18 protein-coding genes and 2 pseudogenes are annotated in these 17,669 nt (G+C 31.8%); 12 read left to right on the forward strand and 8 right to left on the reverse strand.

Features of this window, described 5'->3' with window-relative positions:
* The 5 genes and pseudogenes from DFR85_RS29855 to DFR85_RS29875 all read left to right on the forward strand — a co-directional run bounded on the left by DFR85_RS29855 (position 1) and on the right by DFR85_RS29875 (position 3,621).
* Positions 1 to 648: a hypothetical protein gene (locus DFR85_RS29855; protein WP_110271416.1), complete on the forward strand. Its 648-nt coding sequence runs from the start codon at positions 1 to 3 to the stop codon at positions 646 to 648.
* A 6-nt stretch (positions 649 to 654) separates the two neighbouring features.
* On the forward strand, positions 655 to 969 hold the full coding sequence (locus tag DFR85_RS29860) for a transcriptional regulator (protein WP_110271417.1): 315 nt from the start codon (positions 655 to 657) through the stop codon (positions 967 to 969).
* Between the two features lie 48 nt (positions 970 to 1,017).
* Positions 1,018 to 1,650, forward strand: coding sequence for a hypothetical protein (locus tag DFR85_RS29865; RefSeq protein WP_110271418.1), 633 nt, complete (start codon positions 1,018 to 1,020; stop codon positions 1,648 to 1,650).
* Between the two features lie 230 nt (positions 1,651 to 1,880).
* Positions 1,881 to 2,660: pseudogene (locus tag DFR85_RS29870) on the forward strand (helix-turn-helix transcriptional regulator).
* 55 nt (positions 2,661 to 2,715) lie between these two features.
* A complete protein-coding gene (locus tag DFR85_RS29875) occupies positions 2,716 to 3,621 on the forward strand; it encodes a coiled-coil domain-containing protein (RefSeq protein WP_110271420.1) in 906 nt (301 codons plus the stop codon).
* Between the two features lie 48 nt (positions 3,622 to 3,669).
* Here DFR85_RS29875 and DFR85_RS29880 read toward each other — a convergent pair whose 3' ends face one another.
* Positions 3,670 to 6,702: a hypothetical protein gene (locus DFR85_RS29880; RefSeq protein WP_110271421.1), complete on the reverse strand. Its 3,033-nt coding sequence runs from the start codon at positions 6,700 to 6,702 to the stop codon at positions 3,670 to 3,672.
* 208 nt (positions 6,703 to 6,910) lie between these two features.
* Between DFR85_RS29880 and DFR85_RS29885 the strand changes: the two genes are divergently transcribed.
* The 5 genes and pseudogenes from DFR85_RS29885 to DFR85_RS29905 all read left to right on the forward strand — a co-directional run bounded on the left by DFR85_RS29885 (position 6,911) and on the right by DFR85_RS29905 (position 11,660).
* Complete coding sequence (locus tag DFR85_RS29885) at positions 6,911 to 7,057, forward strand: hypothetical protein (protein ID WP_162582512.1); 147 nt, start codon at positions 6,911 to 6,913, stop codon at positions 7,055 to 7,057.
* 113 nt (positions 7,058 to 7,170) lie between these two features.
* A pseudogene (locus tag DFR85_RS29890) lies at positions 7,171 to 8,176 on the forward strand (transposase).
* 476 nt (positions 8,177 to 8,652) lie between these two features.
* Positions 8,653 to 9,909 carry an acetyl ornithine aminotransferase family protein gene (locus DFR85_RS29895; protein ID WP_110271422.1) on the forward strand — a complete coding sequence of 419 codons (1,257 nt, stop codon included), beginning with the start codon at positions 8,653 to 8,655 and terminating at the stop codon, positions 9,907 to 9,909.
* Between the two features lie 6 nt (positions 9,910 to 9,915).
* Positions 9,916 to 11,109 (forward strand): acyl-CoA dehydrogenase family protein, encoded by a 1,194-nt coding sequence (locus DFR85_RS29900; protein WP_110271423.1) that lies wholly within the window; start codon positions 9,916 to 9,918, stop codon positions 11,107 to 11,109.
* 35 nt (positions 11,110 to 11,144) lie between these two features.
* Positions 11,145 to 11,660 (forward strand): hydrogenase maturation protease, encoded by a 516-nt coding sequence (locus DFR85_RS29905; RefSeq protein WP_110271424.1) that lies wholly within the window; start codon positions 11,145 to 11,147, stop codon positions 11,658 to 11,660.
* A gap of 189 nt (positions 11,661 to 11,849) precedes the next feature.
* On the opposite strand, the gene DFR85_RS29910 is transcribed toward DFR85_RS29905, so the two are convergent.
* Positions 11,850 to 12,122: a hypothetical protein gene (locus DFR85_RS29910; protein WP_110271425.1), complete on the reverse strand. Its 273-nt coding sequence runs from the start codon at positions 12,120 to 12,122 to the stop codon at positions 11,850 to 11,852.
* A 185-nt stretch (positions 12,123 to 12,307) separates the two neighbouring features.
* Between DFR85_RS29910 and DFR85_RS29915 the strand changes: the two genes are divergently transcribed.
* Entirely contained in the window at positions 12,308 to 12,766 is a 459-nt protein-coding gene (locus DFR85_RS29915; protein ID WP_110271930.1) for a peroxiredoxin, read from the forward strand.
* Here the strand turns inward: DFR85_RS29915 and DFR85_RS29920 are convergent.
* Together DFR85_RS29920 and DFR85_RS29925 are read right to left on the reverse strand one after the other, a co-directional pair.
* Entirely contained in the window at positions 12,763 to 12,993 is a 231-nt protein-coding gene (locus DFR85_RS29920; protein WP_110271426.1) for a HypC/HybG/HupF family hydrogenase formation chaperone, read from the reverse strand. The genes DFR85_RS29915 and DFR85_RS29920 overlap by 4 nt on opposite strands.
* Positions 12,986 to 13,213: a HypC/HybG/HupF family hydrogenase formation chaperone gene (locus tag DFR85_RS29925; protein WP_110271427.1), complete on the reverse strand. Its 228-nt coding sequence runs from the start codon at positions 13,211 to 13,213 to the stop codon at positions 12,986 to 12,988. The genes DFR85_RS29920 and DFR85_RS29925 overlap by 8 nt, the downstream gene beginning before the upstream one ends.
* Positions 13,214 to 13,316: 103 nt before the next feature.
* Here DFR85_RS29925 and DFR85_RS29930 point away from each other — a divergent pair, with 103 nt between their 5' ends.
* Positions 13,317 to 14,477: a nickel-dependent hydrogenase large subunit gene (locus DFR85_RS29930; RefSeq protein WP_110271428.1), complete on the forward strand. Its 1,161-nt coding sequence runs from the start codon at positions 13,317 to 13,319 to the stop codon at positions 14,475 to 14,477.
* On the opposite strand, the gene DFR85_RS29935 is transcribed toward DFR85_RS29930, so the two are convergent.
* The 4 genes from DFR85_RS29935 to DFR85_RS29950 are packed head-to-tail and all read right to left on the reverse strand — an operon-like array spanning position 14,474 to position 17,640.
* A complete protein-coding gene (locus tag DFR85_RS29935; RefSeq protein WP_110271429.1) occupies positions 14,474 to 14,845 on the reverse strand; it encodes a hypothetical protein in 372 nt (123 codons plus the stop codon). The genes DFR85_RS29930 and DFR85_RS29935 overlap by 4 nt on opposite strands.
* The gene (locus tag DFR85_RS29940; protein WP_110271430.1) at positions 14,812 to 15,153 is read right to left on the reverse strand and encodes a hypothetical protein; all 342 of its coding nucleotides are present in this window, start codon (positions 15,151 to 15,153) and stop codon (positions 14,812 to 14,814) included. Before DFR85_RS29940 ends, DFR85_RS29935 begins: the two co-directional genes overlap by 34 nt.
* A complete protein-coding gene (locus DFR85_RS29945; RefSeq protein ID WP_110271431.1) occupies positions 15,150 to 16,682 on the reverse strand; it encodes a nickel-dependent hydrogenase large subunit in 1,533 nt (510 codons plus the stop codon). The genes DFR85_RS29940 and DFR85_RS29945 overlap by 4 nt, the downstream gene beginning before the upstream one ends.
* Positions 16,675 to 17,640 (reverse strand): NADH-quinone oxidoreductase subunit B family protein, encoded by a 966-nt coding sequence (locus DFR85_RS29950; RefSeq protein WP_110271432.1) that lies wholly within the window; start codon positions 17,638 to 17,640, stop codon positions 16,675 to 16,677. The genes DFR85_RS29945 and DFR85_RS29950 overlap by 8 nt, the downstream gene beginning before the upstream one ends.
* Positions 17,641 to 17,669: the final 29 nt, after the last annotated feature.

The following is a 17,669-nucleotide window of genomic DNA, read 5'->3' on the forward strand; positions in this document are numbered from 1 at the left end:
ATGAGTGATTTCGATCCTTTAGAAAAATTCAAGGAAGGCGAAGAGTTTGCAAGGAAAGTTTACTTAAGAAAAACAAGGAAAACTATAGGCATTTTTTATTTATTAATTTCTACTTACATTCCATTATCTATTGGATTATCGGTAGCTTACTCCTATTTTCTCATTAACACACCTTTTAGCTATTTGAGAGTTGTTATTTATTCTCCATTAATTTATATATTTTATATAATATTTTCGTCAATTTTGTTGTTCAGACTAAGAAAGATTCCTGAAATAATGAAAAAAATTAGAGAGATAAATGTAAACAGATCAGGAATTAATAAGGCATTCTACTCAAAACCTTTCTACTTTTTCTTCTCTATAGGCACCATTCTGTTATTAAGTTACGGCACAATAGTATTGGGAGGAGAAGTAGGTAATATTTTAGGAATAATGGAGAACTTTATCATTCTTCTATTAATTATCAAATATTTTCACTCGGTCTTTTCCATGCTTAAAGTAGATAAGCCAAGCAAGGAAGATTACATTGCATTAATAGGTGCAATAATAGGATTTTCGTTCGGGACTCTTGTTACCCCTTATTTCTTCCTAGTTTTTTCAGCATCTTGGATGTATGCTGGACTAAGTATATTGAAGAAATATTGGTGAGTATTAATGCCAGAAGAATTTAAGGAGATTATTGATTTTATAAAATCGCCAGTATTCTCAAGCTCTGCTAGAATAGGTATTTTGCTTGTCTTATTGGGAGTTGATAAAATTACATTTACAGATCTTCTTAATTCGGTTGAAATGTCTAAGTCTTCCTTGTATTCCCATTTAAAGGTATTAGAGGAAAACGAAATGATAGTAATAAGAGACGTTTTTACTTTAACAAGACCGAGAACTATTATTCAAATAACGCCTAAGGGTAAGGCTATGGTGGAAAGATATTTACAACTTTTAGAAAATTATGTAAAGAAAAATAAGTAAGTTAATTTCAACTAGCTTTATTATCTATTACACTTTCAAATGTTAATTATGTTTATAGGGCATTTCGGAATTGCGTTTATTTTAAGTTATTTCTTCCCTTCAATACCGTTGTGGGTTTTCTTAACAGCAGTAAGTTTTCCAGATTTACTTTGGCCAATTTTAGTTTTAATAGGGAAAGAAAAGGTAATTGTAAATAAAAACAATCCTTTTATGAGCGATGTTAAATTTGAAAGCTATCCATATTCTCACTCTCTTATGTTGTCTTCATTGTTTTATTGTATATCTGCAGCAATTTTTTCTATAATTCTCGAAAATATATTAATATTTCCATTATTTTTAGTTGGTACAGCGTCTCATTGGTTTCTTGATTACCTTTACCATATGCACGATATGCCAGTTAAGGGTTTTGGTAAGGACAAGAAAGTAGGTCTAAGTATGTGGAAGAATGGACCCGTAGCGTTTTTCATAGAATTGATCTTTTATCTTATAACGGCAATCCTATTTCTTCCTAGTAGATTTGTTCTATCTGCCATAGAAATGGGTCTAATATTTCATTTAGCTAATTCAAACTCGTTTTTTGGATATATAAAGAAAAATTCTTTAGGTGGATACAAAACTAATGCAATAATGGTTTTTGTAGGCTATTTTCTCTTTATTGTATTAGGTGGAATATTGACTTGACCGATTACAACTATATTAGCAAAAACATCTTGATCTCCTATTCCGTATTATATTCTCATATTCATGAGGATATTCTTCTTTAAGATATTCTAATGGATAATAGTATATTGGTATAACATCTGCATTATTATTTCTATTATCTCGTTCTTTTAGAGATTTTAAGATGCTTTTTAAGTGCATCATAGGACGTATTAGTGATCTAACATACTTAATTAGAGACGAAAGGTACAATTTTCGAACTAACATATCTTATCACAAGTTTCTTAAGGTGAACTGTATAAATAAACGAATTCGTTTATAAAGTTTACAAACCGTGTAATTATAACGTGATCATAACGTTAATAAGCATAATTTATAAACTCTAAAGTTTATTATTATTCATGAATGAAACTTCCACGGAGAATAGGATAATCTTGTTTATTAAAGAGAAAGGTCCTGTAACACTTCAAGAGATAGCAGATAATTTAGGAATTACTAAGATGGGAGCATATAAACATGTAACGCAACTTGAACGTAAAGGATTAATTTCTAGGAAAGTCATAAAGAAGGAGGTAGGTAGGCCATCATATGTTTTTAATGTTACTGAAAGTGGCAAGCTATATTTTACTAATTCTGATTCTCTTATTCTATTAAAATTTTTAGATTATATTAAGAGGGAAGGAAAAGATGAATTAGTAATTAAATTTCTTAAGGACAGATTCAAATCTTTATATAATGAATACAAAGATAAACTGGATAAGAAGGATCTGGATGAAAAGGTAGAAATTTTAGGCAAATTGAGAACTTCTGAGGGATATATGGCAGAAGTTAAGAAATGTGGAAATTCCTTTGAACTGATGGAGCTAAATTGTCCAATTTATAGGATAGCGTCTCTATTTGGAGAGGCTTGTTCAATGGAAAGGGATTTATTTTCCAAGGTTTTGGACGCTGAAGTAGAAAATTCTCATAGACAAGTTGATAACTCTAATGTTTGTAGGTTTATAATAAGACCTAAAAGTAATATTCATTGAATAGCTTGTAAGTTAAACTATAAGTTTTAATAGTATTTAAAATAATAGAGAACATATGGAGGACGTAGTAAAAAACCTGGTGAATAATGCGGAATTTGTTAGTAAAGTTGCGGACGAAGTGGAAAAAAGAGTTACTATTAAGGAGTTGAAAGAAATTAACGAAAAAATTAGCTATCTAATAACTAACGTAAGCCAATTAGTGGACTCGATGAAATTAGTTTGGGAGAAATTCGAAGATTATGATAAGAAATTTAACATAATTCTTGAGCAGATATATAGAAATCAAGAAGATATAAAAAGATTGAATGAACGTTTAGATAAGCATGAGGAAGAGATTAAGAAGCTCAATGAACGTTTAGATAAGAACGAAGAAAAATTGGACAAAATGATTCAGAATCTAGGCAAGCATGAGGAAGAGATTAAGAAGCTCAATGAACGTTTAGATAAGAACGAAGAAAAATTGGACAAAATGATTCAGAATCTAGGCAAGCATGAGGAAGAGATTAAGAAGCTCAATGAACGTTTAGATAAGAACGAAGAAAAATTGGACAAAATGATAAAAAAACTAGATCAAGATTATAAAACAATAGCTAGAGTAGTAGGAAATACTGAAGAAGAGGCTTTAGATTATTTAACATGGAAATTTAAGAACGAATTTGGTAAAGACGTTGAGCTTTATAGGCTAGATATACCTCATGTTACTGAAATAGATATTTATGGAGAATTTGAAGATTATGTCATAATAGGAGAAACCAAAGAACGTGGAAGTATATCGGCATATAATGAACTTGCAAGGCATGTTAAGAAACTTCAAAAAATTAAACCTGAAATTAACAATAAGAAATTAATTCTAATAATTTATGCCTTGGCTCCAAGTAAAGATCTAATAGATCAGTGCAGGAAAGAAGGTATTTATCTTACTTCTGGATTTAGAGATTACAGCCAACTTAAATTAACATAAAAATTTTTCATAACAATAATTTGTATTTACAGTATATCTCTTCAATTTCTATAAAAATAAAATAAGAGAGGCTATGTATCTGGATTTATCATTTTCCTCAAGCAGTTTATGTGATATTTTGTACATAGGACCTATTCCATTTTTATTAAGATATGAAATGTAACTGCCTACATTTTCTCCCTTTATTATGGAATAAATTATTTTAGATTCTGCAAATTCTGGAATATTAATTAGTTCTTTAATATCTTTAATATTAATGTTTAATGATTCCACAACTCTCAAGAATTCGTCTATATTTTTTCCTGAAAACGCTTCAGCGGCTAGTGTTATTAAATGCGTATCTGAAGGTATTTTAATATTCTGTTTTAATGCGATTTTAGCTATTACTTGTGCATCAGATAAGCTAGGTGTATAATATTTTTCTGAAAAATCTATAAAATCACTTAAAATATTTTTATACTCATACGCGTTTCCTGATACTAGGGATTTTGCTAGGCGTATTTGTAAGGTATTAAATAGTAATTCGATTTCGTCTGGATACAAAAGTCTCTTAGAATTTTCTCTAATTAAATAATTATAATACGGTAATGATAAGAATTCTGCTAGTCTTAAGGTATCCTTTAGATCCTCATCTGGTGGAAGCATAGTATAATAGAATATTCCGATTTCCGAATTATATTTATCCTTATCAATTTCCATTCTTTTAATAGCAAAATCTAATGAACTTGCAAAGAAAGCAGTAGAAGCTACTTTAGCACCTTCGCCTTTATCTATTCTTTTTGCAATATTCTTCAATAAATTTAGATTTTTCTCAAATTTCTTGACAGTTTTTATAAAACCGTCTACATTCTCTTTCTCAAAAGCCTTCTCTGCAAGCATATCTAATGAAATAGTATTAGCAAAGATCTCTATTGGAGATTTACCTTTCCTCTTAGGCAACAGTAGGAGTGCATATGCTTTTGATATTGGAGACAATTCCGATATTTTCTTTATATGTTGTATATTTCTGTATTCTGATGTTAGAGATAAGGAAACGTAATGTCTAACAAGTTCTTCTTCCTTGAGATTCATTATTTTATCAAAAATGAATTTTTCCAGAACTCTGAAAGCTTTTTTCTCCCCATACAATGTGTACAGTATGAGTAATCTTAATGCCGTTATCAGACACTTTTTGTCGTTTGATTTTATAATTGTTTTTATTACATTTGAATAATCTTTATCTATACTCAAATAATATAGAAAGCTATACACAAAAAGCGAATTTATATCCTCATCAGATATTATATCTTTTTCCTCTAAGACCTTAAGCAAATCCATTTCTTTAGGAAGTTTTTCGCAACCATCAGTTAAATAATCCATTATGTCTTGAATTACATTTTTAAGAATTTTGTAACTTATGGGAGCTACTTCTTCTCCTGCTAGAAAATAATTGTCAAACTTTGTGTTTGATAAAACCAAAATATTCTTTAGAATTGTATGAGAATAATTAATAAGTAGATCATCAATTAGGTTTTTAGATTTTGCTTCATCAATAATAGTCTTTCTAAGAAATTCCAATATTTCTGAAGATTTTTCTTCAAAATTTTTTATATCTCCGCCTTCGTCTTTCTCCTTTATATTTGGGGGCAATTCAGAAGTTACTGAAAACCATTTTACTAGAATATCTCTCTTTTCAATTTTTCTTTGTGAATACTCTAAGATTTTTCTCGAAACACCTACAGGTAAAGGAAATCCATATTTAAGACCTACAGCTATTAATGGAGAATACCACTTAATTAGATTAGGATCTTCCTCGAAAATGACTTCATAAATATACTCAGTAAGGTCTTTTCTATAATTATTTTCTATTTCTTTTCTTATATCTGCTTCTTGACCTACTATGTTAGGGTTCTTGAGAGCATAATATGATAATTTAGGATCTGATATCTTATTTTTACTTCTATTCTTAACGAAATATTTAAATATATTAGTAGAATCTACTTCATATTTAGGTTCTGAGATATTTAAGGTTTCGGCTAGATCATCTGTTAAAATTATGAATTTATGTCCTTTTTTCCTTAAATAAGAACTAATATGCCTTAAATTCTCATAGTTTTCAGAATGATAATCTATTATAATTATTTTTTTATCACTCGTGGAATTTTCTGTAGGTAAAACTATAGAATAAGAATTATCCCTAGATAAAAGATTCTTTATAGCTTCGTTGCTTATTGTAGTCTTCCCAGTCTTTATAGCGCCTCTTAATACTACATTCTTATTATTAAGGAGCATAGTTGCTATATACTCAGCAGCTTCTAAGAATTCTGGAGTATAAGTATAATTCCATTTTTCCAATTTCGGTTCCTTCTCCTCTATTTTTTCAAGAAAATTCGAAATAACCTTCTTAGATTGGCCCGGCAAAATTCTTAGAGCAGAATCAATCCTATAAAAAATTAATTCCTTCCATGTATTGCTCAACTTTAACCATGCACCTTTCATTTCTTCAGGTGATGGAAAAAGTGAGAGTAAAGGGTATAATATTGCGTCCTCTCCATCAATCTCTCTGCTAGGAAATCTAGAATAAACCTCCTTAAATTTTACTACTATTGGAAGAATTTCGTCTAATTTTCCCTTCTTATATAATTCTTTTGCCTCGTCGACTAATTTAGGTATATAAGTAGAATAATTTGGCATGGTAATTAGGGAGTATTCTAGTATTTTAGTTAACTCTTCCCCATTAACTTCTTCTAATATATCCTGAGTATGGAAAGTTAGAGCGTTACCCTCTATATTTACGTGAGGATTTCTGAGAGACGGTTCCTTAAGTGTTACCTTTCCTAGGAATAATTCGACAATATAGTTTCTTCCCTCAACTACGATTTTCCTATCCTTATCTTTACTTAATTCACTTAACTTCTGTTTAAAGTCATTAAATTCGCCGAGATTATTTATTTCTTTTGGCAATTCAATGATTATATCATTCTCAGTAAGTAATTTCCTTAAAGTAGTAGTTTTACCTGAGAAAGGTAAGCCTGAAACTAGCACTAGGTCTTTTTCTGACAATCTTCTCGTAATAGATCTTTCTGTAATTTGATTAACCATGAACTAGTGTATAAGCTTTAAATTAAAAACTTAAATCCATTGTTTGAAGAATATTCCTATAAAATGATGAAATATTAAAATAATTCGTATATTTTCAACGTTTTTCTAATAAAATAAGCAATAAGACTTAACAAAGAAACTACGTAGCAGTTTATGGGAATTTCTCTTACTTAGGTATTTTCATTCTCTAACGCAGTGAACTCCTACGGTGATTTTCACGAACAATACTCCTAAACAAGAAGACAAGCCTTACAAGAGTGAGACTAAGAAGACTAGGTATAGGGGAGGAGGTGGTGAAGGCCCTCAAGTTGACCCCAATCAAGTAGTTCCTTCGGCTCTTCAAGCTATCGCCTAGCCATGTTAGAGGCAAAGCATGTGGAGCCTATCCATCTCCATGGAGTCTTCCGCCCCCTTAAACCCTATATAGATTAATTAGTTGGGGAGAGTAATACTCTCCAACTGGGAAACATGATCGACCCCTTGACTGAAGCAAAGTCTTCGAAAGGGAGCGTGACAAACCCCTACCATCGGACTGAACATTGTGATAATATGCACGGATATAGGTGTGATAAAGAGGTAGGGATCCTAGGAATAGACATATCAAAAGATCATGTGACGAGTGAGGGGAGGGTCTACGAGAACAACAAGAAGGGTTATGAAGAAATACTAAAAGTGAAACTAAACACAATAGTGGTCGAACCGACAGGAGCATCAATAAAACCATGTCAATACTTCAAGGAAAAAGGGATCAAGATACTACAAGTAAGCCAAAACTATGGAAGGAGAAGGACTTGAGAGGAAAACAGATTTTTACTACAAAAACTAATAAACATGGTAAACAAGGCAAAGGAGTACAACTACAACCCATTGAAAGAACTAGTAACACTATACGTCTTCCTAAAAGTTGAAAGTAAAGTACAAGAACAGGGTAAAAAGAGCATCCTAAGTGACGAGGAAAAATAAGCAAGGAAATTGAAGAATTCTCTAAAGGAAACTTCAAAATACAATTATACAACTTGGAACAAAGATCGTACTTGAAGAAATCGAAGTATTATCTAAAGCACTACTGGAAACAAGCGAGAAAATAAAAGAAGTAGAGAAAATGATACAATCACAGTCTGAAAATCACGTTCTATTAACTATACCGGGAATAGGAAAACTTTCTTCGGGAATAATAATAGGCATTGTTGGAGACATTAAACGCTTTCCTAACCCTGAGTCCTTCGTATCTGCGGTTTAGACCCAATAGTTGAGAGGAGCGGTAAAGCTACTGTAAGGGAATCTCGAAGAAGGGTAATAAGTACTTGTGCAGCTTGTTTTCCTAGCTGAGATGAATTACTCTCGTAATCCTAAACTAAAATTTTACGAGAACCATAAGGAAAAGTTGAAGGGAAAGAAGTTGTCTGCTTTAGCCAGGAAATTGAGGATAGTTTGGAGTGTTTGGTATAATAATAAGCCTTATGAGCCTAAGTGATCCTCCCCAAATCGCCACGTGGATTGAAAGGTACACGTGGCAATCTTAGTTGACATTATGCTTGAAGTTCAACCGAAATATTTATTACTGAACGCCCCTGAATCTGATAAACATTGTGGTTTTAGCAATTAAGGGACCGTTATTTTTTGTTGTGGATCATAACAGAGTAGCACATATAAAGGGGTGTAACAATTGAGACCTCAGGGAATCCTCGCTCTCAGAGCGTGGAAGAGGTCAGAAAGGCTAACTATGAAAAGAGCATTCACTGTTATTTCTTTGAAATTAACGTTATCATAGGCTTTTAAACTTTATAATACCTTTTATAGTATTTTCACTCAGTAGGATAAGGAATATAGATTTTAAAAATTAAATTTATATTTAAAAGTGAATTCTAAGTAAAAATATTTTATATTATAACTAACAAATGTATCCTTATCAATATAAACTTAAAAATTTTCAAGTATATATTAATGAATATGAGCAAATCCATTCAAATCATAAAAGAGGATTCAAAATACCTTATGCAGTCTTTTAAGAGATGGTATCCCTTAGTTATAGATCATGCAAAAGGTTCCATAATTTATGACGTAGACGGGAAAGAATACATTGATATGAATTCCGGAATAGGAGTCATGGCATTGGGGCACGGAAATGAAAAAATAATTAATGCAATAAAAGAGCAAATGAGTAATTTCTTTCATTATAGTTTAACAGATTTTTATTATGAACTAGCAGTAGACGTAGCAAAAAAATTAACATCTTTTTTGCCTTTTTCATCAAAAGTGTTTTACACTAATAGTGGAACAGAGAGTGTAGAAGCTGCAATGAAGATAGCTCGATGGTACACAAAAAGACAGTATATTATAGGATTTATAAATTCTTTTCATGGAAGGACTTTAGGATCTCTCGGATTAACCTCGAGCAAAACTGTTCAAAGAAGAGGATTTTCTCCATTACTTCCTTCTACTCTTCTACTGCCATATCCTGATAGCAGGAATCCTTTATTGAAGGACGATCCTGTTAACCGTTTAATGGAATACATAGAGGATTGGATTTTTGAGAAAGTAGTAGACCCCAACGAAGTTGCGGCTATATTCTTTGAACCTATCCAAGGAGAGGGAGGAGTCATTATTCCTCCAGAAGATTTTGTAAAAGAATTAAGAAGAGTAACTTATAAACATGGAATACTCTTAGTTGTTGACGAAGTACAGACTGGTATTGGAAGAACTGGGAAAATGTTCGGTTTTGAGAATTTCGATATTATGCCAGATATTATATGTTTAGCAAAAGCCTTGGGAGGAGGTCTGCCTTTAGGAGCAGTTGTGGGTAGATCAGAAATTATGACTTTACCTTTAGGTTCTCATGCAAACACTTTCGGTGGTAATCCTTTAGCTTTAGCTGCTTCAAAGGTAGTCTTGGAAGAAGTACCAAAACTTCTTGATAGAGTAAATTACCTAGGAAAAGAAATAATTGATGAATTGAACAATTCAAAATCTCCATATGTCTACGATGTTAGAGGAAAGGGTCTTATGATAGGCGTAGAATTAAGAAAGAACGGAAAGGCTTTTGTTGATGGTTTGGAGAGAGTACTCATGTGTTCATTCAATAGGGGTGTATTACCTATAGGAGCAGGGGAATCAGTAGTTAGATTACTTCCACCATTAGTTATAGAAGAAGAACTTGCAAACAAGGGAACAAGAGTTATTAGGGAAGAGATAGATAAATTACGGTGATATAATATGGTCTTTCCTTTCCGAAGTTTAGAGGATTTCAAAATAGAAATAAATCAAGATCATGAGCTATTTAGAGAATCAATGAAAGAATTCATGGAAAAAGAAGTTAGGCAACATGTAGAAAAAGGAGAGAACTCTGGAGATATACCTAAGGAAATAAAGGAGAAATCAAAGGAATTAGGACTTTATGGATTAGATATGCCAGAAAAATATGGAGGACAGGGAGGAAATTATATTTATTTATTGATAGCTACTGAGGAAATGAGTAGAGTATGGCCGTCAATGGCTACTTTCTTTTTAATAAATTGGATGTTTTCAAACGCAATTAATAAATTTGGAAGTGAATATTTGAAAGAAAAATATATTCCTGACATAGTTTCTGGTAAAAAAGTAGCAGCTTTTGCTAATACTGAACCTGGCGCAGGTACGGATGTGGCTGGAATTCAGAGCGTAGCTAAGAAAATTGACGATCATTACGTTATTACTGGGAAAAAGATGTTTATTACGAATGGCGATATTGCTGACTATTATATAGTTACAGCAAGAACATCATCAGAAGAAAAAAGATGGAAAGGAATTTCAATGTTCGTTATAGAGAAGGATTTTCCAGGTTTTAAAGTTGAAAGCAGAATATCAACAACTGGACTGAAGGCTTCGCATACTGCCGAGTTATCACTAAATGAAGTAAAAGTTCCAAAAGAAAATTTGGTAGGAGAAGAAGGATTAGGATTTAAATATGCTGTAGCATCGTTTGATTATGCACGAACAATAGTTTCAGCACAAGCTGTGGGAATAGGTCAAGCAGCGTTGGAGAAATTATTGGAATATTCTCTGCAGAGAACTTCTTTTAATCAGAAATTAGCAAGTTTTCAAATGGTTCAACAGAAAATTTCTGAATCAATGGCTGATATATATTCTTCTAGGCTAATGACCTATTGGGCTGGAAATCTTTATGTAGAAGGTAAAGAAGACGATTATGTGAGTGTTGCTTCATTAGCTAAATTCTTTTCAACTGAGGCAGCAGAAAGAACTATATTGAGAGCAATGACCGTGCATGGAGGATATGGAGTATCTGTCTCTACGGGATTAGAAAGAATGCTTAGAGATATTCAAATACTAAAGACATATGAGGGAACAAACGATATACAGAGACTATCTGCGGCTAAATACATGTTAAAAAAAGTCTATGGATTTTCATAGCATATTTTTATTTTATCGTTTTAATACATTCTATTATGAGAATTCTAATAGCTGGTATAGGGAACATTTTCATGAGAGATGATGGATGTGGAAGTTTCCTGGCTGAAGCTCTTGAAGGAAAAGTAGAAGCGGATGTACAAGACTTCGGTACTGGAGGAATTTCTTTGGTTGATGAATTAGAAAAATACGATGTTATAATAATTTTAGATATAGCAGATATAAACGAAGATATTAAAGTTTTTGAAGTAAATGATATAAACGAAGATGATATTGTTCAAACAGTTCTCTCCATGTCATTTGGGGGATCCCATGGTTTGGGTATAGAAGATATTTTAACAATTTTAAAAAGTAAAGGAAGTAAAGTAAAAATAATTCTTTTAACATGTAAACCAAAAATACTAAATCCAGGAATAGGGTTAAGCGATGAGTGTTTAAAAAATGCATTTCTTGCTATTGACGAACTAGAGAAAATTCTGAAACAATTCAATGTCAAAGTAGATAGAAATGAAATTAAAGAAGCACTAATATCTAGAATCAGAAGAATTAGATAAATAACGTTTATTAAAAGTACACTCATATGCCTGCTTTTATCGGCAACGAAACTCTTAGAATATATTAAAATTAGAATATATATTAAAAAATAAGATTTCCGATAGTATTGTACAGTCTCTTACTGCCTACTCAAGTACTATAGTGTATCTCTACTAAAAATAAGAATCCAGTTCAGTTGTTTCATCCGTTTATGATTTTTTTAAGTATTCGTCTGTTTCTTTAAATTCTTCTAGTCCTTTGTCAGTTATATAAACTACCTTCTCTTCATCTTCTTCCATGATTTTAACCTTCTCTTCCATTATCAAATCCCTTAGATTTGCATAAAATGCACCATCAGAATTAACTATATCCTTTAACATTAGAGTTCTCTTTAATTCGCCAATTTTTATACCTAGTCTTTCTCTTGCTAACTCCTTCAGTATTGCATAGCGAATTAATCTCAATTTTGAACGTATTTTCATATAAGCCTTTCAAGCTCGTAGTATTAAAAGTTTAACTAACTCTAGTTAAACTCGAAAAATACAGAGAGTTGGAGATAAAAAAAGGTACTATAAGATAAAGAATGATTAATAAATGTTTTTATTATAAAAATAATCAAGATGAGAAAGAGTTATTAGTATCTTTGATAAATTATCTATTGATTAAAATGGAAGAAAAGAGAAAATTAGGCCTAGTATTTGCATCAGGAGCAGCAAATAGAATTTGTTGCATAGCTATATACGGTGGTGCAGCTCTCGCATCTGGATGGGAAGTAAAACTGCATCTAGTAAACGAAGGGGTTGTTGCTTTTAAAAAGGACGTATTACCTAAATTGAATTCTTTAGATATGGGAATGACTATACGGCCAGATTTTTACTTACCTTATACTGAACAATATTTAAAAAACGTTGAGTCTGCTGTAAAGAATGGTCAATTAAAAGATTGGTATTCATTTCTAAAACAATTAAAGACGGATTATCCGAACGATTTTAAAATCTATGCATGCCCAGTAGCTTCAGCGTTTTATAATATAAAAAAGGAAGATCTAGTCGAAATAGTGGATGAAATAAAAGGCGCAGAATCTTTCCTAGAAGAAATATATGGAGGAGTTGTAATGTATATTTAATCTTTAATTTTATTCAACATATTTTTTAATTCATTTTCTATATCTTCCTTTTTTACCTTCTTTATGGCATATCCTGCATGAACTAGAATATAATCGCCTTCTTTTGCTTCAATCAATCCTAATTCTATATCTCTTCTTATACCATTGAAATCTACTATCGCTGTACCGTCTTTTATTTCAATTATCCTTCCTATGTACGCCATATCATAAGGATCAAAGTTACTCATGATTTAACACCTGAGCAAGTTCTTGACTATAACGTACCATTTCATTATATTCTTCTTCGGTAATTTTTTCCATTATCATTCCATAGCTCACTACAACATAATCTCCAGGCTTTAAATCATCTACATTTGATATAACTGGTTCTATGACATTATTTCCGTAATCTACAAATACAATAAATTCTTGAACGCTGACTACCTTAGCAGGAAAACTTATGCACATTAATTTAACTTATTCTCCAATAATTAAAAACTTTGCTAATAAGGAATCTCTATTTAAAAGACAAAAGTTTAAAAGAAGATAGAATAAGTTATATTTCAGAATCATGTTATCTCCTTTAGATTTAGAAGTAATAGATTTAGCAATAGAAATAGAAGATGGTAAGGTAGTTAATACTAAATCATCAGGAAATAGACTCAGAGGATACGAAAAGGTGTTTATTGGGAAAAACCCTAAAGAATTGTACAGTATAATACCTCGTGTTCTTTCTACATGCGCTCAATCCCATGTTTTTGCATACGCTAAGGCGAGTATGAATTTAAGTGAAAATACGTCTAAGATTTTAGAGACTATGGTTATTTTAGAAATAATTGAAAGTCATATAAGGCATCCATACACTTATTGGTTTCCATATATCGGTGGAAGGGAATATGATTTTCCTTCTGGAGATAAGTTTAAGAAAATTTCGTTCATATCAAAGCAGATAAGAAATTTGATGGAAAGAATTGGAGGAAAATGGCCTAGTGTAGATTATTTTAATATTGGAAAGAAAATACAAATTGAACAGAACGAAATAAATAAAATAAGAGAAATGTGGGAAAAAGAAACTTTAGGAATGGGAGTAGAAGATTTCCTTGAGGTTGAGGAAATAGAAGAGCTTAAAGGAGATTTATCCTTATTCAAAAAAATTCCTTACTTTATATCAGGATTAAATAAATATTTGACAGTTGGTTTTCCGTTTAATGGAGATTTAAATTACAGTAAAATCCAAGATAATGGAATTGAGGTAAAATATGATGGAGAACTTGTGGAAGTAGGTCCTCTGGCTCAAGCTTTAACTTTTGATAAAATGGTTAGAAAGCTTCATGAAAAAATTGGTCCTTCCCCTATGCTGAGAGAATTAAGCAGAATGAAAATTGTAGCATATCTTTTAAATCAATTAAATGAAATAAATGAAGAAACAGATGGTTTCTCAATAAGAGGAGATGGAGTTGGTATTGTTGAGTCTATTAGAGGCTCATTAATCCATGATGTAAAGATTGATAGTAATATAAAAGGATATAAAATAATTCAACCTACTACATTTAACGCTTCCCCAAAAGGAGCTCTTGAGAAAGCTGTAAATGGAATTCCAGTAAGTGATCCTAAAAATCCTTGGGAGATCTCGTTGGCAGTAAGCTCATTAGATTCATGTTTTGTTACTGAAGTTAGAATATTCGAGAAAGGTAGTTTAATGAGTAAGAAAAGGATAGGAGGATTCTGTTAATGAGCTCTAGCCATTCTATCAGCTATACGTTGGGCTACTATCTTTATTCCCTCAAATGTTAAGTAAACATAATTATCCTTTATTTCAACTAATCCAGATTTTAAAAGATCTTCTAAATCTTTTACTTCTTTTACTTCTGTATTCTTATTGTATGACATATTCATGTAAATTTCTTGAAGAGTATCTAATATGCCGTATAATTGAGAAAGTCTTCTAATGCCATTTTCAGTGAGATATAAGAAACCATTTTCGTCTCTAATTAATCCTTTTGAAATTAATTCTTCTATATTTATTTCTCTCATTCTTAATTCGTCTCTTCTTCTAGGCGCAGATTCTATTTCTTCAAGAGCATACAATTCAGAAAGCATTTTACTCTATCCTTATATTCTTTTGAGAATGCTATAATTGTTATCCTTGCTTTAATACCGTTTATTTTCGCATTGAGTAGATAGTTCTCTAACTCTGTATAGCCTAAAACTCCCGGATATAATTCTTTTAATCCTATTATTAAAAATCTAAAATTTCTTGCTGAATCAACTATTATGACTTCGTCTTCTTCTTTTAAAAATTTTTCTAATTCTCCCAATTTTGGACCTAAAAATATTCCTCCATACTCTTCCACAATTTTTCCTTCATTATCTCCGAAAATTTCGTTTCCTATTCCTATAATTTTCAAAGTCTAAGCACCATTTTTTCTACATTTCCATCCAATACATGAACATTACATACCATGCAAGCATCGTGAGATCTTACTATATGCGCCAATTCTATAGGATTTTCAATGTCTTCAACTATAGTCCCAATGAGAGCCTTACTCATATGACTAATATTTCCGTATGAGTCTTCTGGTCCCATATTTATTTGAGTAGGAGTAACTACTTGGTAATTGAATATTTTATTGTCCTTTATTACTATCCAATGTCCAAGAGAACCTCTAGATGCCTCTACTAACCCATATCCTTTGGATTCAGCTATGTCTAAAGGTTTTTTATACGTTGGTTCTCCGAATCTAAATTTTTCTAATTCTTCTATAATTATTTCGCTTATAATTGCTAGTCTAACAAATCTCGCAATTTCCCTCAAAAGTACATTAGAACCCAATTTATTTAGGAGGTCGATAATAAGAGGATTATTATCGACTGCCATCATAGAAAGAGCACCTACTTCTGGTGCAATCAATTTTCCATTCAATTTATATCTAAATGTTTTTGTAAAAGTATACTTATCATTAGAGAATGGAGAAAGAGGATTAGTCTCGCCTTCAAAAGGATGAAGTCCTATATCTCCATTTGAATAAGAATAGAAAGATTTTGTAACAAATTCTAGCATATTTGCTTGATCTATAGAACTGAATTCCATAGTATCCAGATTCAATATACCTCTCTTGAACCTAAGCTTAGGATTCTCCGTAGTATAATCTTCAGCCGAAGGTACATGACCAAAGGACATTAGAAAATTGGATCCCTTCCCTATTTTATCCCACTTCATTTCTCTACCATAAATCCACAACTTCGAAATATCACCGTTAGGATAGTCTTGAGACCATTGATCCAAATCTTTGACGGATTTAAGTTGGAGGAACTGATCTAATGGGCCTCCAAGCATTACTTTTTCTATAAATTCTGAAGTAATCTCATTAATTATACCTCTTGCCTTTAAAATATCATTAGGATAAGGGTCTGCAGTTACTCCTCCGGGCACCATGGAAGAACCATGAGGCCATTGTCCTCCAAAAATAGCATATATTTCTGTATATCTTTTAGACCACTTAACTGCAGCTTTATAAGACGTACCATAAAAAGGTGCCCATCTGGTAACCATATCTTTATAAAAGTCCATTTTTTCATACTTTTTATTTACAGTATCTATCATGAACATTAGATAAGTATGTCTAACGTCGTTTTGTCCCATTTCAGCCAACGCCATTATGTTTCTTAGGAGAACAGCGTTAGGTGGAACTTCGGCCTTATATGCCATGTCTAACGCTTCTACCGCAGACATTAAATGAGATCCTCCACATATCCCACATATTCTAGGCGTAATAACTAAGGAATCCATGGGATATTTATTTTTAAGAATTATTTCTATACCTCTAAAAAGTCTTGACATTGGATATGCTTCTATTACCTTATTACCACGGAAGACTACCTTAAGGTCTAGATCTCCCTCTACCCTATTTAACGGGCTTATTATTTTTTCATTCAATCCAATCCCCTTTCTTCTTAATTAATGGTCTAACAAGAAATTGGGGTGCAGATCCCTTAGCTACTGCTGAAAAAGTTACATATGTTCCTCTGCTCATTCCTAAAGGAAGTCTTTTTGGTATTCCAGATCTGTTTTTTTCAGTATGAAAGAAATTAAATGTAGGAAAATCAAATTCAGTACATCCCATACATGGAGTTCCTACTCTGGTTTTACTACTCTGGTTATTCCATAATATACTATTACAAGGACTTTTAGTATAAGCACCCCTACAGCCTAGATCAAAATAAAGACATCCTTCTTTATGACCTAACTCCTTAGAACTTATTTTATAAGTGAAATATGGCTGTCTAGGGCAACCAAACTGCGTTGTAGTAGAATAAAATATCTTAGGTCTATTAAACTCATCAAGCATATCTTCTGTCATTTTGCCTTCTGAAATTAATGATATTGTAGTTAGAATCCAATCAGGATGTGCTGGACATCCTGAAATATTAATTATAGGCAAACCCGATTTAGTTCTAAAATTCTTACCTAGAAATCCTCCAATTTCTTTTTTAAAGAATTGTAATCCAGTAGATTGAGTAGGATTCGGATCTGCTGCAGGGATGCCCCCAAATGAGGCACAGTCTCCTACAGCTATTATATATTCGCTTAAAGGAGCTAAATATTTTACCCAATCTTTCATAGGTTTACCAGCAAACATGTTAAAAGTTCCAGAATTATTAGGTCCTAAAATTACTGATCCTTCAAAAACAAATATATTTAGGCGAATTTTTCCATTTATTATATCTTCCATGATTCTTTTAACACCAATACTATCTAATGATAATGAGGGATGCCAAAGTAACTTTATGTTATGTTGGCTAAAGAATTCAAATACGTCCGGATCTGATGCGTTGAGCAACGATAACGTGTTACCACTGCAAGCTCCTCCTTGTAACCAAAGTAAGTTTCTCATATAGATTATTTGATTTAAATAAGTTTTTT

Origin of the sequence: Acidianus brierleyi (assembly GCF_003201835.2) — an archaeon.
Taxonomy (GTDB): Archaea; Thermoproteota; Thermoprotei_A; order Sulfolobales; family Sulfolobaceae; genus Aramenus; species Aramenus brierleyi.